The 13,686-nt window shown below is 66.5% G+C and carries 4 protein-coding genes; 2 read left to right on the top strand and 2 right to left on the bottom strand.

Annotation, left to right across the window (positions count from 1 at the left end; translation table 11 throughout):
* Positions 1-12: 12 nt before the first annotated feature.
* Positions 13-549 carry a phage tail protein gene (locus ACP7EG_RS06205; protein WP_426086878.1) on the top strand — a complete coding sequence of 179 codons (537 nt, stop codon included), beginning with the start codon at positions 13-15 and terminating at the stop codon, positions 547-549.
* An 80-nt stretch (positions 550-629) separates the two neighbouring features.
* On the opposite strand, the gene ACP7EG_RS06200 is transcribed toward ACP7EG_RS06205, so the two are convergent.
* Together ACP7EG_RS06200 and ACP7EG_RS06195 are read right to left on the bottom strand one after the other, a co-directional pair.
* Positions 630-2,792 (bottom strand): biotin/lipoyl-binding protein, encoded by a 2,163-nt coding sequence (locus ACP7EG_RS06200; RefSeq protein ID WP_426086877.1) that lies wholly within the window; start codon positions 2,790-2,792, stop codon positions 630-632.
* Entirely contained in the window at positions 2,789-3,280 is a 492-nt protein-coding gene (locus ACP7EG_RS06195) for a GNAT family N-acetyltransferase (protein ID WP_426086876.1), read from the bottom strand. The genes ACP7EG_RS06200 and ACP7EG_RS06195 overlap by 4 nt, the downstream gene beginning before the upstream one ends.
* A gap of 442 nt (positions 3,281-3,722) precedes the next feature.
* Here ACP7EG_RS06195 and ACP7EG_RS06190 point away from each other — a divergent pair, with 442 nt between their 5' ends.
* A complete protein-coding gene (locus tag ACP7EG_RS06190; RefSeq protein ID WP_426086875.1) occupies positions 3,723-13,670 on the top strand; it encodes an Ig-like domain-containing protein in 9,948 nt (3,315 codons plus the stop codon).
* The last annotated feature ends 16 nt before the right edge of the window (positions 13,671-13,686 follow it).

Here is a 13,686-nt window from a genome sequence, read left to right as displayed (position 1 = left end):
AGGGGGCATACCATGGCAGATCCATTTGTCGGAGAGATCCGGATTTTCTGCGGCACGTTCATACCGAATAATTGGGCGGCTTGCGATGGCGCGACATTGCAGATACAACAAAATACCACGCTGTATTCGGTCATCGGCACCCAGTATGGCGGCAATGGCAGCACCACGTTCATGTTGCCAAATTTAAAAGGCATGGCGCCGCTACACCAGGGTACGGGTCCCGGACTGACGGCCAGAGCGCTGGCGGCAACGGCAGGCGTTGCCAGCGTCACGCTGACCGAGAGTACGATGCCCGCCCACACGCATGGCGCGATGGCGCTGGACGCGGCTGGCGACGTGCCGAACCCCAGTAATGCGGTATGGGCACAAAACGTCAGTGGCGGCCGCAATCCCGTGCCGCAGCCGCAATATGTCACGGCCGTCAATACTGTCATGAATGCGACCCTGCTGGCGCCTGCCGGAGGTAGCTCGCCGCACAACAATATGCAACCCTACTTGCCGCTGCAATTCATGATTTGCCTGTACGGCGAATACCCGAGCAGACCCTGAGCGGCCAGAGCCTGTTTCTGCGGGCGCATGGCGGCGGATGGCGGCTCCAGCCTCATCCGCCGTTTTTCATTCCCATCTACTTACAAGCCGCTTTCGCGTATCAGCACGCCGGCGACCTTGCGCGCGGCGCGCCACAGCATGCTGCTGCGCTCGCCGTCGATATGCGCGACCATGGGCGCCATGCTGTCCACGCCGTCGCCGTCCAGTTGCAGCGTGACGCGATACAGGGCTTCATTGGCCAGCGACTCGCCATGCGGACCGCCGCGCGCGGCGATCGGTCCGCCATGCAGGGACGATAGCATCGCTTCCGGCAAGAGCCGGCTGGCGGTGCTGTCGATGCGCGTCACGGTGGCCGCCCGCGCTGCGGCGTCGGCGCGGCGCGGTATCAGCCGCGCGCGCGCGCCCAGCTTGACCCTGCCGATATCCGATTCATGCACGAAGACCTGCGCCTGCCCCGCCCCGTTTCCCACCACGCGGCCCAGGACATGGCTGGTGCCGACCCATGCTCCCGGGAACAGGCCCGGATCGAGGTCGCGCACCACGCCCGCATGCGGCGTCGCCACGGTCAGCCGCCCCAGTTCGGCGCTTTGCAGCGCATATTCGGCCCTGGCCGCCGCCAGTTCCTGGTCCAGCACGCGGGCCCGCTCATTCAAGTCGGCGTTGTCGATGGCGCCATTGATCTGGCGCTCCAGCCCGGCGATCCGGCTTTGCAATTGCTGCAACTGGCTTGTCACCGCTGGCGCGGCCAGCAAGAACAGGGCGTCGCCACCGTGTACCGCCTGCCCCTCCTTCACCAGCACCTTTTCCAGGCGTGCCGGCATCGGCGCAAAAAGCTGGCTGTGCAGGTCCGCCTGCCAGTAACCATCGGCGACCACATCCGCGCGCCACGGCACCACCAGGATGACCAGCAGGACCAGCAAGGCCAGGCCGCTGCGCGCCGCATTGCGCGACCAGCGCGCGCGCAAATCGCGCCAGGTGCGCAGCTCATTCCAGATGGGTCGCAAGACAAACCAGCTTATTTCCACGGCAAACAAAATCACCCCCAGGGCCTTGAAGAAGAAAAAATACACGGCGGCCGCGATGCCGGTGAACATGATGAGCCGATACAGCCAGGTGGCGTAGGCGTACAAGGCGAGCCAGTGGGCCCGCGCCCGCAGTTGCGGCTCGGGAAACGGCGCGGCGATGCCCAGCACCACTTTGCGCAGTTGCCATCGCGCAATCGCAAAACTGCGCTCGGACAAGTTCGGCACATCGAGCAAATCCATCAGCAAGTAATAACCGTCAAAGCGCATGAAGGGATTCAGGTTGATCGCCAGCGTGCTGACCCAGGTGACGGCGGCCAGGATATACAAGGCGCTCTTGAAACCGCCGTCCGGCGCCAGGCTCCACAGCAGTGCCGCCAGGCCCGCCAGCAATAGTTCGGCCACCACGCCGGCGCCACCGATGGCCAGGCGGGCGCGGCGCGAGGTCAGTTTCCACGCCTCCGAGGTATCGGTGTACAGCAAGGGCCACATCATCATCAGCGCCACCCCCATGGCCGGCACGCGCACGCCGTAATGCTTGCAGGTGTAGGCGTGCGCCAGTTCATGCAAGATCTTGGCCAGCGCCAGCGCCAGGCCGTAGTACAGCGCGCCCTGCCACGAGAAAAAGTACAGGAAGGTACTGGAAAAGGCGGGCCACTGATCCAGCACGCGCCATACGCCCACCAGCGACAGCAGGGTGCAGGCGATGAAAAAGCCGGGCCGGAACAGCGGCTCCACATAGGCCAGGGTGCGGTTCAGGAAGGCATCGGGGCGCACCAGGGGAATGCGGAAAAACAGGTAATGGTGCAACAGCCATTGCAGCAGCGTGGGCTTGCGTCCCGCCGCCACCTTCTGCAGATGCGTGCGCAGCCCTGCCGTATCGGCGCGCAACAATTCGTTCGCCTGCAGGAATTGCTGCACGCCCAGCACATCCTCGGGCTGCGGCGCCAGCGCCGTGTCGCGCGCGACGGCGTCGCACAGCGCACCTGCCGGCATGCCGCCGCGCCAGCGCGACAGCAACTCAAATTCCAGCCAGCCGATGCGGAAAAAACGGTTGCGCACGGCATCGTGCACATGCCAGTGCGGCGTGCCGTCGATGCCGGGCGGCGCCGGCTGCAGAGACAGGTCTTCACGCAGGGCCGCCAGGCGTTCGTCGGCCGGATCGGCCAGATCAGGCACTTGCCCGGCCAGCACGCCAGCGCCCCCATCGTGCACATTCATGCCTGCCACCGCAGGTGCGCACTCAATGCGTCTTCCGCTTCCACGCAAAAACCCAGCGCCAGATACAGGCGCCGGGCAGCGGGATTGCTTTGATGTACAGTCAAGCGCATCTCTTGCCCCGCCACGGCGGCGCGTCCTTGCAAACGGCGCAGTATTTCTCCTGCACAACCCTGCCGGCGCGCCTGCGGCAGCACGCTGATATCCACGATGCGCAAGATGGCCGCTGTGCTATCGATCACCACGCGGCCCAACGCTTCATTCTGATGTTCAATGATTAAATACTCCGCAGCGGGATAGGTCGTTTTATACCCGGCCGCCTGGGCTTGATATTGCATTGATATTAATAAATTAATAATTGTTAAATCAGATACCAACATATTCAAATCATCGCGCGTCGACGCATATAAAAGCTCGGCAAATGCCTGGTCAGCCAGGGTCGCCGGACGCAATAGCAACTCGGACGGCACCATGCTTACGCGGCCCGCCATGCTCGATAACACGCCGCAATACGGCCGCAAACGGTGAAAACAGTGTCGGCATCCCGTTCATCATTCATCAAACCCACCTTTTTGGTTGCTCATCAATGCAATAATATTGATTACAATTTATCTGCGCATGACATAGTACGGTATTCATGCATATCTCGAAATATTTATTTGATATTTCCATTGTCGCGTTTAATCGTGCGCAAAAAAAACGACACCAAGTTGACAAATATTGCCACTAAGCAGTTACAATATATAAAGAAATAATCATATTCTTTTAATAAAACAGTGATTATTGGTGATAATCAGTGATTATTAGTGATAGTTAATATAAATAAATGTAATTGCCGCCTTCTCCCTGGCGCCAATCTGGTACTTTTAAACATTTTATCCCCTGCTGTCGCGACGTGATGCGAACCGTCCGGGCAGCGCAAAGGAAGCTGCGATGAAACGATACGACGCCCCAAGTGCCCTCTCTTCCGTGACCGCCGCAGCGCCGCCCGCCAGGGCCGCGCAAGGACCGCGCCTGCGCCCGGCACGCAGCATGCTGGCACTGGAAACACGTATCGTCTTTGATGGCGCGGTAGCCGCCACGCTGACCGAGCCGCATGACGGCAGCGCCGGCGCACTGCACCAGCCGGCCATCGCCGGCAGGGCCATCGATGCGGGACGCGCTTCCGCCGAAGCCGCCCGCAGCGCGGCGCTGGCGCCGGAACGGGCACCTGCCGAAGCCGCGGCCAAGGCGGCCGGCCCCGGCACCATCGTCTTTGTCGATGCCTCGGTGAGCAATCCGCAAGCGCTGCTGGCCGGCCTGAAACCGGGCGTCGAAGTCGTCATGCTCGACAAAAACCGCGACGGCGTGCAACAGATCGCCGACGCCCTCAAGGGGCGCCACGGTCTGGAGAGCATCCAGATCATTTCCGAAGGCAGTACCGGGCGTGTGATTCTCGGCTCGTCCGTCCTGTCGGATAACAACATCGACCGCTACCAAAGCGCGCTGGCCACCTGGGGCGGCGCCTTGCGCAGCGGCGGCGACATCCTGTTGTTTGGGTGCAACGTTGCCAACAATCCCACGGGCGAGCACTTTGTCAACCGCCTGGCCGCCTTGACCGGTGCCGACGTGGCCGCGTCGACCGATTCCACCGGCGCTGCCGCGCTGGGCGGCAACTGGGTCCTGGAAAAACACACGGGCCAGATCGAGGCCGACAAGGCGATCAGCGAACGCGCACTGGCCGACTACGCCGGTTTGCTGCTGACTGGCAATGGCACCGCCGACGGCACCTATGATTTCGGCGGCACCTATGGCTCTGCCAGCGGCGGTTTCCGTCCGCTCGCCGACAAACTGAAAGTCAGCGACTTCCTGGCCCAGGACGGCACCATCCTGTATGCCAGCAATCCTGCCTCGGCGACCGATGGCGGCAGCGTCACCGCCGTATTCAAGGCGGAAGGCAGCACTGTCGCCAAGACTTTCACGTTCAAAGATTTTGGCTTCAGCGTCACCTCGCGTGGCGCCGGCCTCAACACCCGCACCGTCGACCAGCTGGTCGTGGTGCTGGCCGACGCCTCCGGCAACACCATCGCCACCTTGCAAATGGCTGGCCCCACGTTGACCCTGTCGACCACGGTTCAATCGCTGAGCTCGCTGATCAACAGCGGCACGCCCTATAATTACGCCAACGTGGCCTCGGTCAGCATCACCATCAGCCTGTGGAAGACCACCGATCATGGCGGCGACGGCGGTTCGGCCAGCGAAATCAATTTCGAATCCATGACGATGAGCAACATCAGCGCCGGCGTCGTCAACACGGCGCCTGTCTTCGTCGGCGCGACCACTGCGCTGACCGTGGCCCAGAACGGGGGCGCCACCGACATCAAGGGTTTGCTGCACATTAACGATGTCGACGTGGGCCAGACGGAAACCTGGACCCAGTCCCAGGCACCGCTGCACGGCACGCTCTCTTTCAGCGGCGCCACCGGCAGCTCGGGCAGCGCCGACATCACGCCTGGCGGCACCATCACCTACACGCCGACGGCGGGCTACGCCGGCACCGATACCTTCACCATCCGCGTCAGCGACGGCGTCAGCACCGTGGACCGCATCATCACCGTCAACGTCACGCCCGCCGCACCGGGTGCGCCCGACCTGGCGGCCGGCAGCGACAGCGGCAGCAGCAATACCGACAACAAGACCAACGCCGGCAGCCTCACTTTCAGCGGCAGCAGTGCCGCCGGCGACAGCGCCAGCACGGTGCGCGTCTTCATCGACGCCAACAACAACGGGCTGTACGACGCCGGCACCGAGGCCACCGCCACCGCCACCGTCAACAACGGTAGCTGGAGCGTCAGCGGCTTGAGCACCAGCGGCCTGGCCGATGGCGCCTACAATGTGTACGCCATCACCACCTCGGCCAGCGGTGCGCTCAGCAGCAGCAAAAGCGCCGCATTGAACGTGACCATCGACAAGACGTCGCCGGGCATGCCGAGCAACGCTATCGTGCTGAGCACCGCTTCCGACAGCGGCAGCTCGAATGCGGACGGGCGCACCAATGTCACCAATCCGACGGTACGCATCAGCCTGGCAGGAACCAACGCCGCAGCCGGCGACACGGCGGAACTGCTGCTGGGCGGCGCCTCGCTGGGTACACCTGTTCGCCTGGTGCTGAACGGCACCAATATCAGCGACGGTTATGTGGATATGAGCGTCAGCAGCGGCGACCTGGGCGCCGACGGCAGCAAGGTCTTGACGGCGAAGATCACCGACGTGGCCGGCAATGTGGGCACGGCCGGCGGTTCACTGACGATCACGCTCGACACCACCGCGCCGGGCATGCCGAGCAATCCGATCGTGCTGGGCGCCGCCTCCGACAGCGGCAGCTCGAATTCGGACGGGCGCACCAGCGTCACCAATCCGACGGTGCGCATCAGCCTGGCAGGCACCAATGCGGTGGCCGGCGACACGGCGGAACTGCTGCTGGGCGGCAACTCCTTCGGCCTGCCACTGCGCGCCACCCTGAGCAACACCAATATAAGCAACGGCTATGTCGACCTGACCGTGGTCAGCGGCAGCCTGGGCGCCGACGGCGCCAAAGTCCTGACGGCGCGCCTCACCGACGTGGCCGGCAATGTGGGCACGGCCGGCGGCACGATGAACCTCACGCTCGACACGACGCGGCCAGGCACGCCGAGCAATCCTATCGTGCTGGCCGACGCCTCCGACAGCGGCAGCTCGAACGCCGATGGCATCACGAATATCAGCAACCCGACCGTACGCGTCAGCCTGGCCGGCACCAACGCCGCGGTCGGCGACGTGGCCGAACTGCTGCTCGCTGGCGCCGCCTTTGGCACGCGGGTGCGCGCCACGCTTACCAGCACGAACATCAGCGACGGCTATATCGACCTGAGCGTCAGCAGCGGCGGCCTGGGTGCCGACGGCAGCAAGGTCTTGACGGCGCGCATCACCGACGTGGCTGGCAATATCGGCACGGCCGGCGGCTCAGCGACGGTCACGCTCGACACGGCCATCGCCACGCCATCGACACCGGTACTCAACAGCGCCAGCGACAGCGGCAGCTCGAACAGCGACCGCATTACCAATGTCGCCACGCCAACCATCAGCGGCACGGCAGAAAACGGCAGCAGCGTCACCCTGTACGACACCGATGGCGTCACCGTGCTGGGCACGACCGTGGCCACGGGCGGCGCATGGAGCATCACCAGCAGCGCGCTGAGCAACGGAGTACACAACCTGAAAGCCCAGGCCGTCGATGCCGCTGGCAATGCCAGCATCCTCTCGGGCGCCCTCTCCATCATCATCGACACCTCCGCGCCGGCCACGCCCGCCACACCCACACTCGATCCCGCCAGCGACAGCGGCGCATCGAATGCGGATGGCATCACCCGCGTCACCACGCCAACCATCAACGGCACGGCAGAAGCGGGCAGTACCGTCACCCTGTACGACACCGACGGCGTCACCGTGCTGGGCACGACCGTGGCCACGGGCGGCGTATGGAGCATCACCAGCAGCGCGCTGGCCAACGGCGAGCACAAGCTGACCGTCAAGGCCAGCGACACGGCCGGCAACGTCAGCGCCGCCTCCGGCCAACTCTCCGTCACGATCGCCACCGTGGGCGTGGCGCCTGCCGCGCTCGCGCTCGATGCCGCCAGCGACAGCGGCATATCGAATGCGGACCGCATCACCAACGTCAGCACGCCAACCATCAGCGGCACCGCCCAAGCCGGCGCCATTGTGACGCTGTACGACACAGATGGCACCACCGTGCTGGGCACGACAGTGGCCACCGGCGGCGTGTGGAGCATCACCAGCAGCGCGCTGGGCCAGGGCCTGCATCGGCTGAGCGCCAGGGCGTTTGACGTCGTCGGCAATACCAGCCCCGCCTCGACGACCCTGAACGTCACCATCGATACCAGCGCGCCTGCCGCGCCGGCCGCACTCACGCTGGACGCCACCACCGATAGCGGCGCGTCGAGTTCGGACGGCGTCACCAAGTTTGGCAACCTGCTCATCAACGGCAGCGGCGAAAACGGCAGCATCGTCACCCTGTACGACAGCGACGGCGTCACCGTGCTCGGCGTTACCGTGGTTTCCGGCGGCCTCTGGCACATCACCACCTCGTCGCTGGCCGATGGCGGGCACACCCTGCGCGCCGTCGCCACCGACGTGGCCGGCAATGCCAGCGCCGCCTCCGCCACGCTGAACGTCACGGTCGATACCAGTATCGCGGCGCCAGGCACGCCCACGCTCGATGCCGCCAGCGACAGCGGCGCATCGAATGCGGATCGCATCACCAGTGTCACCACGCCAACCATCAGCGGCACGGCCGAAGCGGGCAGCACCATTACCCTGTACGACGACGATGGCGTCACCGTACTTGGAACGACCGTGGCCACGGGTGGCGAGTGGCACATTACCAGCAGCGCGCTGGCCGACGGCGAGCACAGGTTGACCGCCAAGGCCACCGACAAGGCCGGCAACATCAGTGCCGCCTCCGGCCAACTCTCCGTCACCATCGACACCTCCGCGCCGGCCGCGCCCGCCACGCCTACCCTGGACGCAGCCAGCGACAGCGGCGCATCGAACGCGGATGACATCACCCGCGTCACCACGCCAACCATCAGCGGCACGGCCGAAGACGGCAGCACCATTACCCTGTACGACGACGATGGCGTCACCGTGCTGGGAACGACCGTGGCCACCGGCGGCGCATGGCGCATCACCAGCAGCGCGCTGACCGACGGCGTGCACAGACTGACCATCAAAGCCACCGACACGGCCGGCAACATCAGCGCCGCCTCCGGCCAACTGGCCGTCACCATCGACACCTCCGCGCCGGCCGCGCCCGCCACGCCGACCCTGGACGCGGCCAGTGACAGCGGCGCATCGAATGCGGATGGCATCACCCGCGTCACCACGCCAACCATCAGCGGCACGGCCGAAGACGGCAGCACCATTACCCTGTACGACGACGATGGCGTCACCGTGCTGGGAACGACCGTGGCCACGGGCGGCGCATGGCGCATCACCAGCAGCGCGCTGACCGACGGCGTGCACAGACTGACCGTCAAAGCCACCGACACGGCCGGCAACATCAGCGCCGCCTCCGGCCAACTCTCCGTCACCATCGATACCTCCGCGCCGGCCGCGCCCGCCACGCCGACCCTGGACGCGGCCAGTGACAGCGGCGCATCGAATGCGGATGGCATCACCCGCGTCACCACGCCAACCATCAGCGGCACGGCCGAAGACGGCAGCACCATTACCCTGTACGACGACGATGGCGTCACCGTGCTGGGAACGACCGTGGCCACGGGCGGCGCATGGCGCATCACCAGCAGCGCGCTGGCCGACGGCGTGCACAGGCTGACCGTCAAGGCCACCGACACGGCCGGCAACATCAGCGCCGCCTCCGGCCAACTCTCCGTCACCATCGACACCTCCGCGCCGGCCGCGCCCGCCACGCCCACACTCGATCCCGCCAGCGACAGCGGCGCGTCGAATGCGGATCGCATCACCCGCGTCACCACGCCGACCATCAGCGGCACGGCAGAAAACGGCAGCACCGTCACCCTGTACGACGACGATGGCGTCACCGTGCTGGGAACGACCGTGGCCACGGGCGGCACATGGCACATCACCAGCAGCGCGCTGGCCGACGGCGAGCACAGGTTGACCGCCAAGGCCACCGACAAGGCCGGCAACATCAGTGCCGCCTCCGGCCAACTGGTCATCACCATCGATGCCACGGCGCCGGCCACGCCCACCACGCCTACCCTGGACGCGGCCAGCGACAGCGGCGCATCGAATGCGGATCGCATCACCAGTGTCACCACGCCAACCATCAGCGGCACGGCAGAAAACGGCAGCACCATTACCCTGTACGACGACGATGACGTCACCGTGCTGGGAACGACCGTGGCCACCGGCGGCGCATGGCGCATCACCAGCAGCGCGCTGACCGACGGCGTGCACAGACTGACCATCAAAGCCACCGACACGGCCGGCAACATCAGCGCCGCCTCCGGCCAACTCTCCGTCACCATCGACACCTCCGCGCCGGCCGCGCCCGCCACGCCGACCCTGGACGCGGCCAGTGACAGCGGCGCATCGAATGCGGATGGCATCACCCGCGTCACCACGCCAACCATCAGCGGCACGGCCGAAGACGGCAGCACCATTACCCTGTACGACGACGATGGCGTCACCGTGCTGGGAACGACCGTGGCCACGGGCGGCGCATGGCGCATCACCAGCAGCACGCTGGCCGACGGCGTGCACAGGCTGACCGTCAAGGCCACCGACACGGCCGGCAACATCAGCGCCGCCTCCGGCCAACTCTCCGTCACCATCGACACCTCCGCGCCGGCCGCGCCCGCCACGCCCACACTCGATCCCGCCAGCGACAGCGGCGCGTCGAATGCGGATCGCATCACCAGTGTCACCACGCCAACCATCAGCGGCACGGCCGAAGCAGGCAGCACCATTACCCTGTACGACGAAGATGGCGTCACCGTGCTGGGAACGACCGTGGCCACGGGCGGCGAGTGGCACATTACCAGCAGCGCGCTGGCCGACGGCGAGCACAGGTTGACCGTCAAAGCCACCGACAAGGCCGGCAACGTCAGCGCCGCCTCCGGCCAACTGGTCATCAGCATCGATGCCACGGCGCCGGGCACGCCCGCCACGCCGACCCTGGACGCGGCCAGCGACAGCGGCGCGTCGAATGCGGATGGCATCACCAGTGTCACCACGCCAACCATCAGCGGCACGGCAGAAAACGGCAGCACCATTACCCTGTACGACGACGACGGCGTCACCGTGCTGGGCGCGACAGTGGCCACGGGCGGCGTGTGGAGCATCACCAGCAGCACGCTGGCCCAGGGCACGCACACCCTGACGGCCAAAGCAGTCGATATCGCCGGCAACGCCAGTGCCGTCTCGGGCGGCCTGCAGCTGACCATCGACACCAGCGCCCCGGCCGCGCCACCGGCGCCCGTACTGGCCGCCGCCAGCGACAGCGGCGCCTCGAACAGCGACGGCGTCACGAATGTCACCCATCCGACCATCACGGGCCGCGCCGAAAGCGGCAGCACCATCACCCTGTACGATACGGATGGCGTCACCGTGCTGGGCACGACAGTCGCCACGGGCGGCGTGTGGAGCATCACCAGCAGCACGCTGGGTGATGGTATCCACAGCCTCAGCGTAAAAGCCACGGATACGGCCGGCAACACCAGCGCCGCGTCCAGCCTGCTATCCATCAGCATCGACACCAGCGCCCCGGCCGCGCCACCAGCGCCGGTGCTGGCCGCCGCCAGCGACAGCGGCGCATCGGACAGCGACGGCGTCACGAATGTCACCCGTCCGACCATCACGGGCCGCGCCGAGGCCGGCAGCACCATCACCCTGTACGATACGGACGGCGTCACCGTGCTGGGCAGCACCATCGCCACAGGCGGCGTGTGGAGCATCACCAGCAGCACGCTGGGTGATGGCATCCACAGCCTCAGCGTGAAAGCCACGGATACGGCCGGCAACACCAGCGCCGCGTCCAGTCTGCTGTCCATCAGCATCGACACCAGCGCCCCGGCCGCGCCACCGGCGCCCGTACTGGCAGCCGCCAGCGACAGCGGCGCATCGAACAGCGACGGCGTCACGAATGTCAACCGTCCGACCATCACCGGCCGCGCCGAAAGCGGCAGCACCGTCACCCTGTACGATACGGACGGCGTCACCGTGCTGGGCAGCACCATCGCCACGGGCGGTGTGTGGAGCATCACCAGCAGCGCGCTGGGTGATGGCATCCACACTCTGACCGCCAAGGCGACCGATACGGCCGGCAACACCAGCGCCGCGTCCAGTCTGCTGTCCATCAGCATCGATACCAGCGCCCCGGCCGCGCCACCGGCCCCCGTGCTGTCAGCCGCCAGCGACAGCGGCGCCTCGAACAGCGACGGCGTCACGAATGTCACCCGTCCGACCATCACGGGCCGCGCCGAGGCCGGCAGCACCATCACCCTGTACGATACGGACGGCGTCACCGTGCTGGGCAGCACCATCGCCACGGGCGGCGTGTGGAGCATCAGCAGCAGCACGCTGGGTGATGGCAGCCACAGCCTCAGCGTAAAAGCCACGGATACGGCCGGCAACACCAGCGCCGCCTCCAGTCTACTGTCCATCAGCATCGACACCAGCGCCCCGGCCGCGCCACCGGCGCCCGTGCTGGACGCCGCCAGCGACAGCGGCGCCTCGGACAGCGATGGCATCACGAATGTCACCCGTCCGACCATCACGGGCCGCGCCGAAAGCGGCAGCACCGTCACCCTGTACGATACGGATGGCGTCACCGTGCTGGGCACGACAGTCGCCACGGGCGGCGTGTGGAGCATCACCAGCACGACGTTGGGCACGGGCGGCCACAGCCTGACTGCCAGGGCGGTGGATGCGGCAGGCAATGCCGGCGCCGTTTCCAGTGCGCTGGCCATCACCATCGACAACGCCAGCGGCGCGGTGCCGACGACGCCGGTGCTGAGCAGCGCCAGCGACAGCGGCGCCTCGAACAGCGACGGCGTCACGAATGTCAACCGTCCTACCATCACCGGCCGCGCCGAGGCCGGCAGCACCGTCACCCTGTACGATACGGACGGCGTCACCGTGCTGGGCAGCACCATCGCCACAGGCGGCGTGTGGAGCATCACCAGCAGCACGCTGGGCGACGGCAGCCACACCCTGACAGCCAGGGCCGTGGACAACGCGGGCAACGCCAGTGCGACATCGGGCGCGCTGAACCTCGTCATCGACGCCAATGCGCCCGCCGCCGCCGACACGCCGCAACTGGCCAGCGGCGGTGCCTCGACCACCAGCACCACGCCTGTCCTCGGCGGCAATGCCGAAGCGAACAGCATCGTCACCGTGCGCAGCGACGGGGTGGTGATCGGCACGGTACGCGCCGACGCCGACGGCCGCTGGAGCCTGAGCACCGTGCTGGCCCTGGGTGCACACCAGATCACGGCCAGCGCCACGGATGCCGCCGGCAACACCGGCATTGCTTCGCGCGCCCTGACCCTGAACGTGCTGGCGCCGCCGCTGCCCGAGACGAGGCGTCCGCCCCTGCCCATCCCCTCCGTGCCGGAGGCCGCACCGCCTGTCGTGACGGTCGCCGCGCCGCCCATCAGGGATGCCGCGCTCGGCCAGCTCAGCATGTCGCCGCTGGCCGCCGTGGTCGATGCCGCCAGTGGCCAACAAGATGAACACTTCCGCGCCGCGCCGGCGCTTGACGTCGCCTACACGCCGCTGCCTCCCGTGCGCGCCGCGCTGATACTGAACCGGGAAATCGCCGATGTCTCGCTGAATATGCGACAAGGCTTGAGCCTGTCGATTCCGCGCGACACCTTCGTCAGCACGGACGGCAGCACGCCGACCCTGACGGCCCGCCTCGTCGACGGCAGCCCCCTGCCGGCCTGGATACGCTTCGACCCACTCAGCGGCACCTTCAGCGGCACGCCGCCGTCGGGCCAGAGCATAACGCTAGAAATCGAGGTCGTGGCCAAGGATGCCAAGGGCAACGAAGTCAAGTCCATCTTCAAGCTGCGCGGCGGTGCGCCCGCCGCCACGCCGCCACAGGCCAGCCTGTCGGGCAAAAATCTGCTGCTGGCGCTCGGACTGTCCCGGCATGCCGACGGCGCGGCGGCGATGGACGACACGAGCGCCCTGCCCGATGCGGTCCTGGCGGCCCTGCGCGATGCGGGACAGGATGCCATGCCGGAAGCGCCACAGGAGGCGCCCGCAGGCGCCATGAGCGGGCAGCTGGCGCGCGAAGCGCAACGTTTTTCCCGCGATGCCGGCGCTACCTTGCGCCATCTGGCGCAACTATAGGTAATCGACACAACAC

Source organism: Janthinobacterium sp. PSPC1-1, assembly GCF_049897625.1.
GTDB classification, from domain to species: domain Bacteria; phylum Pseudomonadota; class Gammaproteobacteria; order Burkholderiales; family Burkholderiaceae_D; genus Janthinobacterium; species Janthinobacterium tructae.
The sequence above is the reverse complement of the archived record's forward strand: the minus strand, read 5'-3'. Positions and strand labels throughout refer to the sequence as shown.

Bases quoted from the DNA above. Each gene is read 5' to 3' on its own strand.
- ACP7EG_RS06195 (WP_426086876.1), bottom strand. From the start codon at position 3,280: ATGGCGGGCCGCGTAAGCATGGTGCCGTCCGAGTTGCTATTGCGTCCG.
- ACP7EG_RS06200 (WP_426086877.1), bottom strand. From the start codon at position 2,792: ATGAATGTGCACGATGGGGGCGCTGGCGTGCTGGCCGGGCAAGTGCCT.
- ACP7EG_RS06205 (WP_426086878.1), top strand. From the start codon at position 13: ATGGCAGATCCATTTGTCGGAGAGATCCGGATTTTCTGCGGCACGTTC.
- ACP7EG_RS06190 (WP_426086875.1), top strand. From the start codon at position 3,723: ATGAAACGATACGACGCCCCAAGTGCCCTCTCTTCCGTGACCGCCGCA.